Origin of the sequence: Nonomuraea sp. NPDC048916, assembly GCF_040649575.1 — a bacterium.
Classification (GTDB): domain Bacteria; phylum Actinomycetota; class Actinomycetes; order Streptosporangiales; family Streptosporangiaceae; genus Nonomuraea.
Genome location: NZ_JBEZFS010000011.1, coordinates 100,472 through 117,376, shown reverse-complemented (window position 1 = coordinate 117,376; position 16,905 = coordinate 100,472). Strand labels below are relative to the sequence as shown.

General features: G+C 71.2%; 15 protein-coding genes and 2 pseudogenes. 7 read left to right on the top strand and 10 right to left on the bottom strand.

The window, feature by feature from the left end; translation table 11 throughout:
• The first annotated feature begins 57 nt into the window (after window positions 1-57).
• The 3 genes from AB0C16_RS13700 to AB0C16_RS13690 are packed head-to-tail and all read left to right on the top strand — an operon-like array spanning window position 58 to window position 2,293.
• Window positions 58-1,212 carry a Rieske 2Fe-2S domain-containing protein gene (locus tag AB0C16_RS13700; protein WP_357682285.1) on the top strand — a complete coding sequence of 385 codons (1,155 nt, stop codon included), beginning with the start codon at window positions 58-60 and terminating at the stop codon, window positions 1,210-1,212.
• Window positions 1,209-1,502 (top strand): ferredoxin, encoded by a 294-nt coding sequence (locus AB0C16_RS13695; protein ID WP_357682283.1) that lies wholly within the window; start codon window positions 1,209-1,211, stop codon window positions 1,500-1,502. Before AB0C16_RS13700 ends, AB0C16_RS13695 begins: the two co-directional genes overlap by 4 nt.
• Complete coding sequence (locus AB0C16_RS13690) at window positions 1,499-2,293, top strand: SDR family NAD(P)-dependent oxidoreductase (protein ID WP_357682281.1); 795 nt, start codon at window positions 1,499-1,501, stop codon at window positions 2,291-2,293. The genes AB0C16_RS13695 and AB0C16_RS13690 overlap by 4 nt, the downstream gene beginning before the upstream one ends.
• Window positions 2,294-2,467: 174 nt before the next feature.
• Here the strand turns inward: AB0C16_RS13690 and AB0C16_RS13685 are convergent, their stop codons facing one another.
• Together AB0C16_RS13685 and bphC are read right to left on the bottom strand one after the other, a co-directional pair.
• A complete protein-coding gene (locus tag AB0C16_RS13685; protein ID WP_357682279.1) occupies window positions 2,468-3,949 on the bottom strand; it encodes an FAD-dependent oxidoreductase in 1,482 nt (493 codons plus the stop codon).
• 42 nt (window positions 3,950-3,991) lie between these two features.
• The gene (bphC, locus tag AB0C16_RS13680) at window positions 3,992-4,930 is read right to left on the bottom strand and encodes a biphenyl-2,3-diol 1,2-dioxygenase (RefSeq protein WP_357682277.1); all 939 of its coding nucleotides are present in this window, start codon (window positions 4,928-4,930) and stop codon (window positions 3,992-3,994) included.
• Between the two features lie 362 nt (window positions 4,931-5,292).
• Here bphC and AB0C16_RS13675 point away from each other — a divergent pair, with 362 nt between their 5' ends.
• Window positions 5,293-5,487 carry a hypothetical protein gene (locus tag AB0C16_RS13675; protein WP_357682275.1) on the top strand — a complete coding sequence of 65 codons (195 nt, stop codon included), beginning with the start codon at window positions 5,293-5,295 and terminating at the stop codon, window positions 5,485-5,487.
• A 69-nt stretch (window positions 5,488-5,556) separates the two neighbouring features.
• Here the strand turns inward: AB0C16_RS13675 and AB0C16_RS13670 are convergent.
• Window positions 5,557-6,357, bottom strand: a pseudogene (locus AB0C16_RS13670) (sugar phosphate nucleotidyltransferase); the annotation flags it as partial.
• Window positions 6,358-6,429: 72 nt separating this feature from the next.
• Here AB0C16_RS13670 and AB0C16_RS13665 point away from each other — a divergent pair.
• Window positions 6,430-6,867 carry an NUDIX hydrolase gene (locus AB0C16_RS13665; protein ID WP_357682416.1) on the top strand — a complete coding sequence of 146 codons (438 nt, stop codon included), beginning with the start codon at window positions 6,430-6,432 and terminating at the stop codon, window positions 6,865-6,867.
• Window positions 6,868-7,221: 354 nt separating this feature from the next.
• Here AB0C16_RS13665 and AB0C16_RS13660 read toward each other — a convergent pair.
• Window positions 7,222-8,145: pseudogene (locus AB0C16_RS13660) on the bottom strand (SUMF1/EgtB/PvdO family nonheme iron enzyme); the annotation flags it as partial.
• A gap of 709 nt (window positions 8,146-8,854) precedes the next feature.
• On the opposite strand from AB0C16_RS13660, the gene AB0C16_RS13655 reads away from it, so the two are divergent.
• Both AB0C16_RS13655 and AB0C16_RS13650 read left to right on the top strand, forming a co-directional pair.
• The gene (locus tag AB0C16_RS13655) at window positions 8,855-10,219 is read left to right on the top strand and encodes a hypothetical protein (RefSeq protein WP_357682274.1); all 1,365 of its coding nucleotides are present in this window, start codon (window positions 8,855-8,857) and stop codon (window positions 10,217-10,219) included.
• Complete coding sequence (locus tag AB0C16_RS13650) at window positions 10,216-10,719, top strand: NUDIX hydrolase (protein WP_357682272.1); 504 nt, start codon at window positions 10,216-10,218, stop codon at window positions 10,717-10,719. The genes AB0C16_RS13655 and AB0C16_RS13650 overlap by 4 nt, the downstream gene beginning before the upstream one ends.
• A gap of 157 nt (window positions 10,720-10,876) precedes the next feature.
• On the opposite strand, the gene AB0C16_RS13645 is transcribed toward AB0C16_RS13650, so the two are convergent.
• From AB0C16_RS13645 to AB0C16_RS13620, 6 genes are all read right to left on the bottom strand, one after another.
• Window positions 10,877-11,704, bottom strand: a complete 828-nt coding sequence (locus AB0C16_RS13645; protein WP_357682270.1) for a M55 family metallopeptidase — start codon at window positions 11,702-11,704, stop codon at window positions 10,877-10,879.
• Window positions 11,705-11,743: 39 nt separating this feature from the next.
• Window positions 11,744-12,928, bottom strand: coding sequence for an acyl-CoA dehydrogenase family protein (locus AB0C16_RS13640; RefSeq protein ID WP_357682268.1), 1,185 nt, complete (start codon window positions 12,926-12,928; stop codon window positions 11,744-11,746).
• Window positions 12,929-12,936: 8 nt separating this feature from the next.
• Window positions 12,937-13,959 (bottom strand): 4-hydroxy-2-oxovalerate aldolase, encoded by a 1,023-nt coding sequence (gene dmpG / locus AB0C16_RS13635; protein ID WP_357682266.1) that lies wholly within the window; start codon window positions 13,957-13,959, stop codon window positions 12,937-12,939.
• A gap of 17 nt (window positions 13,960-13,976) precedes the next feature.
• Window positions 13,977-14,879 (bottom strand): acetaldehyde dehydrogenase (acetylating), encoded by a 903-nt coding sequence (locus AB0C16_RS13630; protein ID WP_357682264.1) that lies wholly within the window; start codon window positions 14,877-14,879, stop codon window positions 13,977-13,979.
• 97 nt (window positions 14,880-14,976) lie between these two features.
• Window positions 14,977-15,762: a 2-keto-4-pentenoate hydratase gene (locus AB0C16_RS13625; RefSeq protein ID WP_357682262.1), complete on the bottom strand. Its 786-nt coding sequence runs from the start codon at window positions 15,760-15,762 to the stop codon at window positions 14,977-14,979.
• Between the two features lie 105 nt (window positions 15,763-15,867).
• Window positions 15,868-16,896 carry a ferredoxin--NADP reductase gene (locus AB0C16_RS13620; RefSeq protein ID WP_357682260.1) on the bottom strand — a complete coding sequence of 343 codons (1,029 nt, stop codon included), beginning with the start codon at window positions 16,894-16,896 and terminating at the stop codon, window positions 15,868-15,870.
• Between the last annotated feature and the right edge of the window lie 9 nt (window positions 16,897-16,905).

Genomic DNA, 16,905 nt, shown 5'->3' with positions numbered 1-16,905 from the left:
TTCACAGCTCCTACCTTGACGAACGGAGACAAGTGCGTCCTGAAGGGTTGGATAGACGTGACTGCAGGAGAAGCCGGCAACGACGGCGTCCGCGCGATCGAGGCGGAAGCGGTGCCAACGCGATTCGCCCGGGGCTGGCACTGCCTCGGCCTGTCGAAGACGTTCAAGGACGGCGAACCGCACACCGTCAACGCGTTCGGCCAGAAGCTCGTGATCTTCCAGAGCGGCGACGGCAGGCTCAACGTGCTCGACGCCTACTGCCGGCACATGGGCGCCGACCTGTCCCAGGGCACGATCAAGGGTGACGAGATCGCCTGCCCCTTCCACGACTGGCGCTGGGGCGGCGACGGCCGCTGCAAGAAGATCCCCTACTCGCGCCGCGTCCCGCTGCGCGCCCGCACGTCCGCGTGGACCACGATGGACCAGGACGGCATGCTGTTCGTCTGGAACGACCCGGAGGGCAACCCGCCGCCGCCCGACGTCACGATCCCCCGCATCGAGGGCGCCACCAGCGACGAGTGGACGGACTGGGTCTGGAAAGAGATCGTCGTCAACACCAACTGCCGCGAGGTCGTGGACAACGTCGTCGACATGGCGCACTTCTTCTACGTCCACTACTCGTTCCCGACGTACTTCAAGAACATCTTCGAGGGACCCGTCGCCACGCAGATCATGAAGGGCATGGGCCGCCCCGACATGCGGCCGCCGGCCAAGGACGGCGAGCCGCAGATGCGCGGCAACACCTCGATCGCGTCCTACCACGGGCCGTCGTTCATGATCGACGACCTGACCTACCACTACGACAACATGGACCTCCACTCCGTGCTGATCAACGCCCACTACCCGATCGACGCCAACTCGTTCGTCCTGCACTCGGGCATCATCGTGCGGCGCAGCGACCAGCTTCCGGCGGGCGCGGCGGAGGTCATGGCCGGCAAGCTGGGCGACTTCATCCTGAGGGGCTTCGACCAGGACGTCCAGATCTGGAAGCACAAGACGCGCATCGACAACCCGCTGCTGTGCGAGGAGGACGGGCCGGTCTACCAGCTCCGCCGCTGGTACGAGCAGTTCTACGTGGACGTGGCCGACGTCCGGCCGGAGATGGTGGAGCGCTTCGAGTTCGAGCTCGACACCACCCGCCCGATCGAGGTGTGGCAGCAGGAGGTCGAGGCGAACCTGGCCCGCCGGGCGGCGGAGAGCCGGACACCATGACGATCCGCACGGACAACAGGCTGCTCGACGGCGCGCCCATGCAGGCGCTGAGCTGCCGCCAGTGCGGCGCCACCGTGGGGGTGCGCAAGGCGAGCTGGCACCAGACCAGCATCCAGTGGGACACCGAGTCCGTGAACGCCTGCCTGGAACGACGTGCCGCCGGCCCGGGCGGCGGCCCGAACGGCGCGGCGTTCACGGGATGCGCGGCGCTGTCCGACTCGATCAGGCAGGCGGTGCTGGACGGCGCGGTCACGGTGCCCGACGCCTGGACGGAGGACACGGACCAGTGATCGACAAGAACGTGTACGGCCCGTGGGCCGTGATCGCGGGCGGATCCGAGGGCGTGGGCGCGTCGTTCGCGCGGCTGCTGGCGGAGGCCGGGTTCAACCTCGTGCTCATCGCCCGCAAGCCCGGCCCGCTCGACGAGACGGCGGACAAGGTACGGGCGACGGGCGTCGAGGTGCGCACCGTCCGGCTCGACCTGCTCGCCCCGGACGCCCTGGAGACGATCCGCGCGGTGACCGACGAGCTGGAGGTCGGCCTGCTGGTGTTCAACGCGGGCGCCAACAGCTACGGCCACGAGTTCGTGACCGGCGACCTGGACCGGGTACGCCAGGTGATCGACCTGAACATCACGGCGCAGCTCGCGCTCGTCCACCACTTCGGCGCGCTGATGCGGGACCGCGGCCGCGGCGGCGTCCTGCTGGTCGGCTCGCTCGCCGGCTACCTGGGCCAGCCGCAGATCAGCGTCTACTCGGCGGTCAAGGCGTTCTGCCGGATCTTCGCCGAGGGGCTCTGGCTGGAGCTCGGCGAGCACGGCGTGCACGTGCTCGAACTCGTCCTCGGCATCACCCGCACCCCGGCCATGGAACGGGCCGGGCTGCGCATGGACATCCCCGGACTGAACGTGGCGGACCCCGACGACGTGGCGCGCGAGGGCCTGGCCCATCTCGCCGACGGTCCCGTCTGGGTCGCGGGCGGCAACCACGCCGCCGCCGTGAAGCGCGGCGGCCCGGCCCGCGCCGACCTGGTGCGCGGCGCGTACGAGGCGACCCGGCGCCTCATCCCGCCCGCGAGCTGAGCCCGCGCCCCGCCGGGCGGCGCCGGCCGACGGAGCACGAGCTGAGGCAGACCGCGCCTCTGGCCCCTTCTGCGTGGCGAGCTCCCAGCCGCGGGCGGCCAACGGATCAGCGGGCGAGGAGACGGCGCAGAAGGCGGCCACCCGGATGGGTGGCCGCCTCCTTCATGGGCTCGCCTACTCAGAGGTCGCGGCGTGCCGACCGGCGCGGCGGCCGAAGAAGGTGCCGTCGCCGAGCGAGGTGCCGCTGACGTAGCCCTCGCCGTGGATGCCGGACGCGGCCCGGCCCGCGGCGTACAGGCCGGGGATGGGACGGCCCGAGTGGTTGAGCACGGCGCCGTCGACGGTGGTGCGCAGCCCGCCGAGGGTGAAACCGGCGACGCCGGTCCCCTTGCCCGCGCTCTCCCGGTCGCCCGCGTTGAACCCGATCCGCGGGTCGGCGGCGGCGAACGGCGGCCGGAGCGGCCGGAGCCACTTCGGGTCCTTGCGGAAGTAGGGGTCCTCGCCGCGCTCGGCGTAGCGGTTGTAGGCGGCGACGGTGGCCTCCAGCGCGCCGGCCGGCATGCCGAGCGCCTCCTCCAGCTCGGCGAGGGTCTCCGTGACGAACCGGGGACGCACGCCCCACAGGTCACGCGCCGGGATGTCCTCGTACCCCTCCTCGTCGATGATCGCCCAGTACGGCCCGGGCTGGTGCACCACGGCGGCGTGACTGAACAGTCCGGGGTAGACGTCCTCGTTGACGAAGCGCTGGCCGAGCCCGTTGACGAGCACGCCGCGCACCAGCATCGCGGGCAGCGCCGTCAGCGCGACCTCCACGGCGGACATGCGCCGGGTGGCCGCGCCGAGCGCCGTCGCCATCTCAATGCCGCTGCCGTCGTCGAGGCCGTCGCTGACCTTGCCGTGACCGAGGAGCACGGGGGCGTGGTGGGCGAGCATCTCCTCGTTGTCGACGAAGCCGCCGGTGGTGAGGACCACCGCCCTGCGGGCGCGGTAGGCGACCGGGGCGCCGTAGCGCTGGGCCACGACCCCGGCGACCCGGCCGTCGTCGTCCACGACCAGGTTGGTGGCGCGGGTGTCCTCGTGGCAGGCCGCGCCCGCCGCCTTGGCCGCCGCGACCAGCGCCTCCATGATCAACCAGCCGCCGAAGGACCTGGTCGCCGGCCGGTGGCCGCGCGGCACCGGCCGGGCGATCGTGTTGTAGGGGTGGGCGTTCTCCCCCAGCCACATCAGGCCGTCCATCGTCGGCGGCATCCAGCTCGGCGCGTCGTACAGCGACTCGTTGAACGTCAGCCCGCGGCCGCGGAACCACTCGAAGTGCTCGACGCTACCGTCGCAGTAGAGCCGCAGCTTCTCCTCGTCGGCGTGCGGCCCGACGGCGGCCCGGAGATAGGCGAACATGTTGTCCGGGTCGTCGTCGAACCCGCACGCCTGCTGCAGCGCCGTCCCACCGCCGAGATAGAGCTCGCCGCCGGACATCGCGGACGAGCCGCCCGGCCCGCCCGCGCGCTCCAGCACGAGCACGTCGGCGCCCGCCGTCGCGGCCTCGAAGGCGGCGGCGGCGCCGGCGCATCCGAAGCCGACGACGAGCACGTCGCATTCATGGTCGAAACCCGCCAGCGAGCCGGCGCTGACGGGCTCCACCGAGGGCGCGGCGGTCACGCGACGGCCCACCCTCGCGGCACACGCTTCATGGCGATCCGTTCAGGACGTGGGGACGGACTTGGGGACGGACTTGGGGACGAAGGCGGCGAGCGGCTCGGACCCGGACCAGTCGTGGCCCCAGTAGCTGTCGGCCGTGATCTCTTCGGCCGTGTAGTAGCGCTCGTCGACGAGCATCCCGTCGGTGCCGTACTCGATGTCCCAGCCGCCGGGTGCGCGGACGTAGAAGGAGACCATCTTGTCGTTGGTGTGCCGGCCGAGCGTGGAGGAGATGGAGAAGCCGCTCTTGCCGACCCGGTCGAGCGCCATCCCGACCGCGTCGAGGCTGTCGACCTCGACCATCAGGTGCACCAGCCCCGGATCGCCCGCGAAGGGCGCGGGGCAGATGGCCAGGCTGTGGTGGCGCTGGTTGATCCCGAGGAAGCGGACCCGCCGCACGGGCGGCCTGCCACCGCCGACCTTCATGGCGCCACGCGGCAGGAAGCCCAGCACCTCGGTGTAGAAGGAGACCGTCTCGTCCATGGCGGTGGTGGGCAGCACCACGTGGCCCATCCCCTGCGGGCCGGTCACGAACCGCTGCGCCAGGCCGGTGATGACGGGGCTGTGGTCGAGCACGGGGCCGAAGAAGATCTCGACCGGCGCCCCGGCGGGATCGGTGAACGTGAGCACCTGCTCCACCGCGCGCTCGGCGGCCTCCTGCTCGTCGAGCATCTTGACCGGGGTGCCCGACGCCTCCACCGCCCGCCCGACTGTGGCGAGCGCGAACTGGTCGCGCACCTCCCAGCCGATGGCGAGCACCCGGTCGGACTCGCCGGGCACCACGATGAGGCGGGCCTGGCGCTCGTCCATCCGGAGGTACAGGGTGTCCGGGTCGGGCCCGGATCCTTCCGCGAAGCCGAGCCCGTCGATCACGAGCTCGCGCCAGCGGTCGATGTCGCGCGTCTGGACCTTGAGATAGCCAAGTCCTCGGATCTGCGTCACGTTCCCCCATCCAATCTGCCGGTGTAGAGGTCGAGCATTCGAGCCCTCCGGTCCGTGGCGGTCTCATTTCCACCCCAAGGTGGCAGACACCGCCCCGGCCCGCCCCGGACCTCCCGCTGAGTGAGAGTCCCGGTTCCCGCCGAGCGCGCGACGCCGACGCCCCGCGAGCGATCCGGACTCCCGGGTGGGTGCGGGAGCGTCGGCTCCTGTCTTGACGGCCGGCGGGGTCCCACTGATCGGAAGACGGCTCCGGATACAGGTGGCCCAGGCACTAGGTTCCCCACGATCCGAGGCTCTCGACGAGTGGGAGGTGAGCCGCATGGGCTCCGGGCGGCTGGACGGGCGAACGGCGATCATCACCGGTGGGGGCGACGGGATCGGCAGGGGTCGACATCCTGGTCAACAACGCCTGGGGCAGCGCGGGCGGGATCGGCCGGGTCGAGAACAAGACGGACGAGCAGCTCGGCCGCGGCTTCGCCATGGGCTACTACGGCCCGTTCTGGGCGATGCGGGCGGCGTTCCCGCACATGAAGAGGCGTTCGCGCCTGCGGGGGTGAGTCGTGAGCCGTCGTCCGATGGCGATCACACCGAGCCTGGTCCCCACGCCGCAATACTCCAACCTCAGCTCAGCAGCGCTCTGGCCTATTGGCCACGGGTGCTCCCAGGTCGATCACCTCGCTTCTCGTGCACACCACGTGCACCGGGCGGGTCCGCGCGTAGGCCGCCAACGCCAGCGACAACCTCGGCTCAGCCTCAGAGCCGGAGCCGGAGCCGGTGTGCGCGCGGCCGAAGTCGACGAAGTCTGCATCGACACGAGCCCGGCCTTCCACCAGCATCAAGTTGCCGACCCCGTACCGGTCTTGCAGGGCGTTCGCCGCTCGCCGGCTGGGCTTTTCCACCAGCTCGACCACCCGCGGGATGCCGTCAGCGCCGGGCGAGGTCGCGATAACGCCACGCTGCTGGGCGAGGTCGGCCCGGTAGGGGCGAGCCAGGACGCTCACGCCGGGCGGCGCCTGCCGCAGCGCCGCAAGCGGGTTGGCGGAAGGGTACAGGTTGTCGCCGTACGCCACATACAGCTCCTCGTCGCGGCATGTCCGAAGGTGGTCGGCGCCGTTGAGCAGCGAGGTGAGATCGCCGTAGGCGCCGGCTTGAGCAACCCACTCCACCGTCATATCCAGTTCTGGGCCGACCTCTGGCACGTTTAGGCCCGCCGCGCGCTGGTAGCTGCCATGTGCCTCGGCGGCCAGGACCTGCCGCGCCCACGCGGCGAACGGCTCGTAGTACGGGTGGTAGACGACCGCCACCCGGGCGGGGCCGACCTCGGCGATCTCCTCCAGCAGGTGCACGATGCCGGGACGCCCGTGCACGGGCAGCCACTCCTTGGGTAGGTAGCGGGCCCACGCGTGAACGCGGGTACCCAACCCTCCAGCCGCGATCACCACCCGTGTCGGCGGGACTGCCCTACGCGAGCCGGCCGCCTGAGGTACTTTGCCGGGGTGATGAAGGTTAGGGTCACCGGCGTTGTCATCGAGGACGGGCGGATCCTCCTCCTGGACCAGGACACCGACAGCGGGCGCTCCTGGTCGCTGCCCGGCGGGAAGATCGAGCCGGGCGAGCCCATCGGGGACGCGCTGGTGCGGGAGATGCGGGAGGAGACCGGCATCGATGTGGAGGTTGGTCGGCTGCTGTACGTGTGCGACCACCTGCCGGGCGATGGCATCCACGTCATCCACATGACGTTCGAGGCGGCCCGCACCGGCGGCACCGTGGGGGTGATCGCCGAGGGCGCCGATACCACGCCAATCCGCGGCGTGCACTTCGTGCCGATCGCCGACCTGTCGGCGATCGGATTCTCCCCGCGTTTCGCCGAGCTGGCCGAGGCCGGATGGCCCGGGGCGGGCTCCTACATGGGCGCCAAAGCGAACATCGGCCTGTGACCGCGCCTGCGTGAGCGCGCCGACGAGGCGGGCGTCGAGGACGTTCAGCGGCAGACTCCGATCCTCAAGGCTGCACATCCACTCGCGGAGCAGCGCGGCCAGCCGCGCTGCGGGAACCGGCCGGCGCGGCTCTTCACGGACGAGGCGGATCCCGACGCCGCGGGAGCTGCCGACCAAGTGACGCTGCCGCAGCCGCAGCACCTCCTCCTGTCCAGAAGGGGTGTTCCAGGCGGCGCCAGTCAACCACCTGCCCACCGGCCCTGCCTGCGGGTCGGGTCCGTCCGCGCACCACACCTGCACGTTACCGACCACGTGGTGAATGCCGCCGGCCGCGAGCCCGTTCTGCATGACCGGGACGGTGTCTCCGACGTTGTAGTCGGTGTTGGTCGCCTCACCGCCTGCCATCAGGGCGGCCATCTCCTGCACCTGCGGCAGGCGTGCGGCGTGGCGGGCGGCGAACGCGGCCGCGCCGACCCACGTCACCCAGTACGCCGGATGGTCGGCGAATCCGGCGCTGACCGTCCACCGGCCGCTGCCGGGGTCGCGGTGCAGGCGGCCGCCACGCTCATGTGGCATCTCGCAGCACAGCAGGTAGGCGCCACCGGATTCGTTGTGCAGGCCATGCTCGGCAAGCTCGTTGAGAAACTCGGCGTATTCGGCGTTGGACACAAGCAGGTTGCGCCAGGCCAGGCCGCCCACCAGCACATATTCGACCCCGCCACCGTCGTTCCCCCCGTTCCAGCGGACGGTCGGCCCCGTCGAGGGTCGGCGACCGACCGGCCGGTCGGCATGCGGCACGTGTGTGTACAGATGGTCGCCGGCCAGCCACTCGCCGACCAGCGCGGCGATGTGGTCGGGAAAGACCCGCTGGGCGGAGGTGAGCGCCGTCGTCGCGGCGACCCGCACCAGCTCAGCCGAACGCTCGTCCAGGTGCGTGGTCAGCGCCGTCTTCGGGACGGTGGTGACGAAGGTGTCCTCACCCACCGGCTGCGCGGTGCCCGCGGCCGTCGTGGCGAGAGGGCGTCTGGTCCCGGCGAGCTCGGGCAGCACCCGCACGAGGCTGTGCCAGCCGGCGGCGGGATTCCTGACCGCCGCCTCGTACGGGATGCACACGACCTCGCCGGTGTCGCTGACGTCGCGGTGATGGATTGCGGTCGCCAGCAGCAGCGTGTTCAGGACGTGCAGGCGTGCGAGCGCGACCAGGTCGGGCGGGTCGTCGTCGGGCAGCAGCGCAGCCGCCCCGGCCAGCGGGGCGTCCGCCCTGTGTGTGGCGGTCATCAGCTGCCGGTAGCGGGCGCGGTAGTCCCACCGCCTGAACAGGCCGCCGCGCGCGAAGGAGGAGGCGACGCCCAGCGGGCTGCGCGTCAGCACCACCACCGGCGCGTCCGGGAACAACTCCAGCACGTTCGGCGTCGCGAGAAACAGGTTCGTCTCCTTGACCGCCTGCCGGACGGGGGCGTACTTCGACACGGCGAACGCCACCAGCCAGTGCCGCCCGTACGGGGTGAGCCGCCGCTCGGCCTCCACCAGGCCGACCCCAGCAGGGTTGAGCGGCGACAGCGGATGGCCGGGCGCGAGCTGCTGGCGCAGCGGCTCGTTGTGCTGGTCCATCACCAACCGCAAGGTGTCGGACAGCCAGTTGGAGCCGACCCGCTCCATCGTCCCCAGCATCACCAGCGGCGCCAGCAGTGGCCGCCCCTCATGAGCCGCAGCGCGCATCTCCTCAACTCTGGCGTCGATCTCCGACAGGATCGCACTCGTTCCGCGCATCGTTTCGTGTCTCCTCACGTCGGCCGCGAATGTCCTGGTCAGGACACCCCGGGCCTGGCCGGGCCACCAGATGCGCGCCCATGCGCCAACCGCGCCGCCGCATTGCGGGGTTGCGCGGGGTTGCGCAGATCCCATTCCGCTGCGCCACCTGGGTATCCCCTCCTACGGTGGGGCGCGACAGCGGACGGCACAGCTCGTCAGGGCAGGAGTGGACGCGATGCAGGGACGGCCTGTCACCAACCACGATCTCGCCGCCCTCATCACCACCAGCGGCCGCTCACACGGTGCCGTCGCCCGCAAGGTGAACACGCTGGCCGCCGACCGACACAAGCTGGATCTGCGCTACGACCAGGCCAGCGTCTACTGGTGGCTGCGCGGCCGCGTCCCCGACGCCCCCGTCCCCCAACTACTCGCCGACATCCTCGGAAGCTGGCTCGGCCGCCCCATCGAAGTCGACGACCTCGGGTTCACCGACCGCGGCGGACAGCTGGGCCTGGCCGTGGCCACCAGCGCCGACCAGGCCGCCGCGACCGCATCCGAACTGTGGAAGCAGGTGAATCAGCGGCGCACCCTGGTCGGGTCCGCGTTCGTCCTCAGCGCCGCGGTGGGCGCCGGATTCGACTGGCACTTCGCCCCCGCCCGCGCCACCACCGACCGCCCTGTGGGGGACCGGACTGTGGGCATGGCCGACGTGGAGCGGCTGCACAAGGCACGTCTGGAGTTCATCGCCCTTGACCGCGCCAACGGCGGCGGCCACGCCTTCACCTGGCTTGTCGACCACCTCGACCGCGCGGTCACCCCCCTGCTCGCCGGCCGCTACACCACCCCGGTGGGCCGCGAGTTGTTCTCCGCCGTCGCCTCCCTCACCGAACTCGCCGGGTGGATGGCCTTCGATCAGCACCACACCTTCGGCCAAGGCGTGGCGCAGCGGTTCTTCATCCAGGCGCTCAGCATGGCCCGCCAATCCGGCGACCGAGCCTACGCCGCGCACGTTCTATCGAACCTGGCCACGCAGGCCCTGTTTCTCAACCACGGCGCGGAAGCCGCCCGGCTGGCCCGCGCCGCCCGATCAGGCGCCGGCCGGGCCGCCACGCAAACCCTCGCCGCGCGCCTGGCAGTCGTCGAGGCGCGCGGCTGGGCGCTCGTCGGCGACCGCCGCGAGGCCCGAGCCGCGATCCGACGCGCCGACCAGGCGATGAGCCGGTCCCAGCCGGGAGCAGACCCCGGCTGGCTGTCCACCTTCACCCCGGCCCACCACGCCGGATCGGTCATGCACGCGCTGCGCGACCTCGGGCTGCACGCCGAAGCCGCCAGGCACGCCGGCGCTGCCCTCGACCTCCCGGACTCCAACGTACGGACCCGCGCTCTGCACCAGGTGCTGCTCGCCACCGTCCATGCCGGCCGCAGCGACATCGACGCCGCCTGCGCCACCGCCCAGCAGGCCCTCACCATCTACCCGCATCTGGCTTCAGCCCGGCTGCGCGCCCGACTGCTCGATTTCGCCCGGCGTCTGCCTCAGCAGGACGTACGATGCGTTCGCGAATACAGCGAGCAAGCCAGGGAACTGCTCACGAAACCATGACCGACCAACACCCCGCGACCAGCGTTCAGCGGACCTTTGTCGAGCCGGAGATCTACTACGCCCAGCTCGCCTCCGTGCACGTAGCCACCGGTGCTCTCCTCACCGATACGGACGGCCGCATCCTGCTGGTCAAACCCAACTACCGCCCGCACTGGCTCATCCCCGGCGGCATGGTCGACGACGGCGAACCCCCGGAGCTGGCCTGCGCCCGGGAACTACACGAAGAACTCGGCATCCAGGCCAAGATAGGCCAGCTCCTGGTCGTCGACTGGGCGCCCGCACGCGGACACCGGACCCGCCCCATCTTGTATCTCCTGTTCGACGCAGGCACGCTGCACGACCCGCGCATCCGGCTTCAGCACACCGAACTTGACGACGCCGCCTTCCTCACCGCTGCTGAGGCCCCGGGCCGCCTCTCGCCGACGGTCGCGGCCCGGATACCCGCAGCCCTCGCCGCGCGCGATCAGGGCATCACGATCTACCGGCCGCACAACGACTAAGCTGTGGGAGAGACTGCGCCAGTGGGCGCGGCTGCTCGGCATCCCGCCGACGCGGTTGTGGTTTCAGGTGCCGGAGCAACGCGCCAGCCACCCACCAGCCCACACCCCGGTGCCGGTTCCGGTCCGTCGGGCCGGGTGACCCCCGAACGTGTCGTCTTCACGGCCCGATCTGTGTGAGCAGGACGATGAGCTGAAGCGTGCCGTAGGCAGCCGCCATCTCCTCGGTGTCGAACGCCACGGTGCGCCCGTTCTTCCTGACGACGCCGGGAATGAGGGCGGCGAGGTCCGCCGAGCGCGGCTGGTGCAGGTCGACCTCGACGTGGAGCGGGCGGGGCACGGAAACCGGCGGATTGCTGGCGTGTAGCCGCATCGCCTGGCCGGCGCTCTGCCGAAGGCGGTCGCGCGCCTCCTCCGGGTGCAGGGTGTCGGCCGCGAGTTGGCCGAGGCCTCGTTTGACCGGCACGGTAACGGCCTGCGGCACCAGTGCGCTGAACTCGTCGCACGCGGCGACGTCTCCGCTGGCCAGCACGACAGGCACTCCGTACGAGCCCGCCAGCAACGTGTTGATCCCGATCTCGCCGTGCGAACAGCCGTTGACGCGGACGTCAAGGATGGCGTCGGCGATGGTGTGCGCGAGCACGGCGCCGCCCGCGCCCGCGCGTGCGTGGTAACCCACGAACATCGCCACCTGGGCACCGGCCTGCAAGCCCGCCAGCATGCCCAGTTCGCGGGGTTTGCCGCGGATCAGCCGGGCTCGCCGGTCGAGTTCCTCAGGCAGGATGTTGCGGTACGGGCCGTGGGAATCGGCAACCAGCACCTCGGCAGCCGGCTCAGCGTCGATCGTCCCCTCCACGACGGCGTTGGCCGCCGCCGTCATCAACCTCCGGCCACGCTCGTACTCGTACCGCTCCGGGTTGATCTCCGCCGGATGAACAATGCCAGCGATGCCCTCCATGTCTACCGAAATCAGCACTTTGATCTCCACGCTCACAAGCTAGCGCGTTCTCTCGATCCTCATACCGGGTCAGATCATCGAACGCATCGGTCCCTGCGGCGGCTCGATGTCCAGGTCGGTCAGCGCGGAGGCGTGGAAGACCGAGCCCGGCACGTGGATGGCGTGCGTGAGGCCCACGTGCGCGTCGCGCCAGAAGCGCTGGATCGGGTTGTCCACGCGCATGGCGTTGCCGCCAGAGCGCGCCACGATCTCGTCGACCGCGCGGACCGCCCGCCAGGCGGCCTGGACCTGGGTGCGGCGGCCCACGGCGCGCTCGCCGAAGGTGACCTCGCGGCCCGAGGCCACGAGGTCGTACATGCGCGAGGCGTTGTCGAGCAGCGCCGAGCGCGCCGCCGCGATGTCCGCCGCCGCCTCGCTGATCGCGTAGAGCACGTACGGGTCGTCCTTGATCCTGGTGCCGGTGATCTGCACCCGGCCCTTCTGGTACGCCAGGTGGTGCGCGAGCGCGCCCTCGGCGATGCCGATCACCGAGGCGGTGATGCCGAGCGGGAACGCGGCGGAGAACGGCAGGTGGTAGGTCGGGTTGGTCAGCCCGGCCTCCCGGGCGGCGGTGCCGTCCACGACCTTCGAGAACGGGATGACCCGGTAGTCGGGGACGAACGCGTCCTTGACGATGATGTCCTTGCTGCCGGTGCCGCGCAGGCCGACGACGTCCCAGGAGTCGTCGACGATCTCGTAGTCGGAGCGCGGCAGGATCAGGTGCAGCGAGGTGGGCGGCTTGGCCATGTTGCCGTCGGCGTCGCCGAGCATGCCGCCGAGGAAGATCCAGTCGCAGTGGTCGGTGCCCGAGGAGAACTGCCAGCGGCCGTTGAAGACGTATCCGCCGTCCACCGGCCGGGCGATGCCCATCGGCGCGTACGGGGAGGCGATCCAGGTGTCCTGGTTCTCGCCCCAGATCTCCTCCTGCACCCTGGGGTCGGCGAACGCCATCTCCCAGGGGTGCACGCCGACCACGCCGGTGACCCAGCCGGTCGAGCCGTCCAGGGCGGCGATCTTCATGACGGTCTCGGCGAACTCGCGCGGATGCAGTTCGAGGCCGCCGTGCCGGCTCGGCTGGAGCATCCGGATGGCGCCCGACTCGCGCAGCACCTTGGCCGCCTGATCGTCCAGTCTGCCCAGCGCCTCGTTCGCGGGGCCGAGCGCGCTGATCTCCTCGGCCCGCTGGGTGACCGCTTCGAGTACCGGATTGGTCATGGCTTGTCTCACTTCTTCGCCGCGAGGGCGACTGCGATTTCGATGAGCTGGTCTTCCTGGCCGCCGACCAGGTTGCGGCGCCCGGCCTCGATGAGGATCTCGGCGCCGGACACGCCGTACTTCCCGGCCTGGCGGTCGGCGTGCTTGAGGAAGCTGGAGTAGACGCCGGCGTAGCCCATGGTGAGCGTCAGCCGGTCGAGCTGGCACTCCCCGTCCATGATCGGGCGCACGACGTCCTCGGCGGCATCGATGATCTTGAGGGTGTCGATGCCGGTGCGGATGCCGAGCCGCTCGGTGACGGCGGCGAACGCCTCGACGGGCGTGTTGCCCGCGCCCGCGCCGAACCGGCGGGTCGAGCCGTCGATCTGCAGGGCGCCCGCGCGGACGGCGATGACCGAGTTGGCGACGCCGAGGCCGAGGTTCTCGTGGCCGTGGAAGCCCACCTGCGCGTCGGAGCCGAGCTCGGCCACGAGCGCGGCGATCCGGTCGCCGGTCTGCTCCATGATCAGCGCGCCGGCCGAGTCGACGACGTACACGCACTGGCAGCCCGCGTCGGCCATGATCCGGGCCTGCCGGGCGAGCACCTCGGGCGGCTGGCTGTGCGCCATCATCAGGAACCCGACCGTCTCCAGTCCCAGCTGTCTGGCCAGGCCGAAGTGCTGGATCGAGATGTCGGCCTCGGTGCAGTGGGTGGCGATCCGGCAGATGCTCGCGCCGTTGTCGGCCGCCTCGCGGATGTCGTCCTGGATGCCGAGGCCGGGCAGCATCAGGAACGCGATCCTGGCCCGCTTCGCGGTCGCCACCGCGGCCTTGATCAGCTCCTGCTCGGGGGTGTGGCTGAAGCCGTAGTTGAACGACGAGCCGCCGAGCCCGTCGCCATGGGTGACCTCGATGACCGGCACGCCCGCCTCGTCGAGCGCAGCCACGATGGAGCGCACGTGCTCGACCGTGAACTGGTGCTGCTTGGCGTGCGAGCCGTCGCGCAGCGACGAGTCGGTGACCCGGATGTCGAGGTCGGCGCTGTAAGGCATGGGTGATCTCCCTGTGGCTAGGAGCGCTCGGCGAGGAGCCGCTGCGCGAAGCCCTCACCGACCTTGGTGGCGGCGGCGGTCATGATGTCGAGGTTGCCGGAGTACGGCGGCAGGTAGTCGCCCGCGCCCTCGACCTCGACGAACACGGCGACCCGGGCGAGCCCGCCGCTCACCGGCGTGGGGTCGTCGAACTGCGGCTCGGCGCGCAGCCGGTAGCCTGGCACGTACGACGCGACGGCGGCGGCCATCTCCTTGATGGAGGCGGCGAGGGCGTCGCGGTCGGCGTCCTCGGGGATCGCGCAGAAGATCGTGTCCTGCATGAGCATCGGCGGCTCGGCCGGGTTGAGGATGATGATCGCCTTGCCCTTCGCGGCGCCGCCGATCGTCTCGATGCCCCGCCCGGTGGTGCGCGTGAACTCGTCGATGTTGGCCCGTGTGCCAGGCCCGGCCGACGGCGAGGCGACGCTGGCGACGATCTCGGCGTAGGCCACCTCGGTGACGCGAGACACGGCGTGCACCATCGGGATCGTCGCCTGCCCGCCGCAGGTGATGAGGCTGACGTTGGGCGCGTCGAGGTGGGCGCCGAGGTTGACGGCGGGCACCACCGCGGGGCCGAGCGCGGCCGGGGTGAGGTCGACCGCCCGGATGCCGAGCGCCTCGTAGCGGGGCGCGTTCTCCTTGTGCACGTAGGCCGAGGTCGCCTCGAAGACCAGGTCGGGCCGCTCGTCCTGGGCGAGCAGCCAGCCGACCCCCTCGGCGGAGGCGGTCAGGCCCGCAGAGCCGGCCCGCTTGAGCCCCGGGCTGTCGGGCTCGACGCCGATCATCCAGCGCGGCTCGATGAGGTCGGAGCGCAGCAGCTTGTACATCAGGTCGGTCCCGATGTTGCCCGAGCCGACGATCGCGGCGGTCGCCTTGGTCACTGTCCCAACCTCATTTCGCCAACGCTCATCTCGGCAACCCTCATTTCGTCAACCCTCATTTCGTCAACCCTCATTCGTCGACCCTCATTCGTCGACCTCATTCGAATCGAGCGGTCACGGAGCCGAGCCCGGCGAACTCGGCGCGGAAGGTGTCGCCGGGACGCACGTCGATCGCCCTGGTGCAGGAGCCGGGCAGGATGACGTGCCCCGCTTCGAGCTTGACCCCGAAGGAGGCGACCTTCCTGGCCAGCCAGGCCACGGCGGTGGTCGGGTCGCCCAGGACGGCGCTGGTGTTGCCCCGGGCGACCTCCCGGCCGTCCCGGTGGAGCACGGCCTCGACGTCGGCCGGGTTCAGCTCGGCCGGGCTGACCCGGGCGGCGCCGAGGAGCACGCCGGCCGAGGAGGCGTTGTCGGCGATGGTGTCGGCCAGGCGGATCTTCCAGTCCCTGATCCGGCTGTCGATGAGCTCGAGGCTCGGCACGACGTACTCGGTCGCGGCGAGCACGTCGGCCTCGGTGCACCCCTCGCCGGGCAGGCTCGCCCCGAGCACGTAGCCGATCTCGACCTCGATCCGCGGGTAGCAGTACGCGGAGGTCTCGATGGGGGTGTCCTCCGACAGCACCATGTCGTCGAGCAGGTGCCCGTAGTCGGGCTCGTCGACGCCCATCATCTGCTGCATCACCAGGGAGGACAGCCCCACCTTGTGCCCGTGGACGCGGGCGCCGTCCGCGAGCCGGCGCCGGATGTTGGCGAGCTGGATCTCGTAGGCGTCCACCACGTCGATGCCCGCGAACTCGTCGGTCAGCGGCTCGATCGGAGCCCGGTCCCGCTCGGCCGTCCGCAGCCGTCCGGCCGCGGCCGCCCGCTGCGCCTCTTCCAGCATCAGGTCCTCCGCAGATGTAGACGGTCGGGGTAAGGCTTCCAGTCATGGCCGCCGCTCCGGTGCCCGCTTCCCGCTCAGTGGGAGCCCGCCGGGCACGACCGGGGTTCATCCGTCGTAGGTGACCTTGAGCCGTTCGCTGACCGGGATCGCCTGGCACGACAGGATCAGGCCGTCGGCCAGGTCCCGCTGGTCCAGCACGGTGTTGTGCTCCAGCGTGACCTCGCCTTCCAGCAGCACGCAGGCGCAGGCGCTGCACGATCCCTCGCGGCACGAGTACGGCGCGTCCAGGCCGGCGGCCAGCAGCACGTCGAGCAGCTTGTTCCCGCTCGGCCAGGCGACCGTCGTCGTGCGGCCGTCCAGCTCGACCTCGACCGTGCTGCCGGGGGCCGCCGGGTCGATCACGACGCCGGACTCGGCGAACGGGTCGCCCGCCAGCGACTCGAACCGCTCGACGTTGACGCGCGGCGCGTCCATCCCGGCGAGGATCCGCGTGACGAGGTCCATGAACGGCCCCGGCCCGCAGACGAACGCCTCCCGGCCCGCGTACGGCCGGGCCAGGGCGGCCAGCCCGGCCGCGGTGGGCAGGCCCTGCACCGACTCCAGCCAGTGCACGACCGTCAGCCGCTCGCCGTGCTCGGCGGCCAGCGCGACCAGCTCGTCGCGGAAGATCACCGACTTCTCGTCCCGGTTGGCGTAGATGAGGGTGACGGCGCCGGTCCCGCCGCGCAGGCACGACTTGAGGATCGACATGACCGGCGTGATGCCGCTGCCGCCCGCGAAGAGCAGCAGGTCGTCGTCGAGTGAGGACGGGGTGAACGTGCCCGAGGGCCGCAGCACCTCCAGCACGTCGCCCTCGGTGACGTTGTCGCAGATCCAGTTCGACCCGTAGCCGTCCCGGGTGCGTTTCACGGTCACCTTGAGCCGGTCGTCGCACACGGGCGAGCTGCTGAGCGAGTAGCAGCGCGCCGCGCCCTCCGGCCGGCCGGTCGGCACCCGTACGGTGAGGAACTGGCCGGGCCGGTAGCCGAACCTGGCGTGGTCGCCGTCGGCGGGCTCCAGCACGAGCGAGTGGGCGTCCGGGGTCTCGCGGATGACCTCGACGACCCGCACCTTGAGCGGGGCCGGTTGCGTCATGGCTGTCTC

Bases quoted from the DNA above. Each gene is read 5' to 3' on its own strand.
- AB0C16_RS13665 (WP_357682416.1), top strand. From the start codon at position 6,430: ATGAAGGTTAGGGTCACCGGCGTTGTCATCGAGGACGGGCGGATCCTC.
- AB0C16_RS13625 (WP_357682262.1), bottom strand. From the start codon at position 15,762: ATGCTGGAAGAGGCGCAGCGGGCGGCCGCGGCCGGACGGCTGCGGACG.
- dmpG (WP_357682266.1), bottom strand. From the start codon at position 13,959: ATGCCTTACAGCGCCGACCTCGACATCCGGGTCACCGACTCGTCGCTG.
- AB0C16_RS13620 (WP_357682260.1), bottom strand. From the start codon at position 16,896: ATGACGCAACCGGCCCCGCTCAAGGTGCGGGTCGTCGAGGTCATCCGC.
- AB0C16_RS13695 (WP_357682283.1), top strand. From the start codon at position 1,209: ATGACGATCCGCACGGACAACAGGCTGCTCGACGGCGCGCCCATGCAG.
- AB0C16_RS13640 (WP_357682268.1), bottom strand. From the start codon at position 12,928: ATGACCAATCCGGTACTCGAAGCGGTCACCCAGCGGGCCGAGGAGATC.
- AB0C16_RS13650 (WP_357682272.1), top strand. From the start codon at position 10,216: ATGACCGACCAACACCCCGCGACCAGCGTTCAGCGGACCTTTGTCGAG.
- AB0C16_RS13655 (WP_357682274.1), top strand. From the start codon at position 8,855: ATGCAGGGACGGCCTGTCACCAACCACGATCTCGCCGCCCTCATCACC.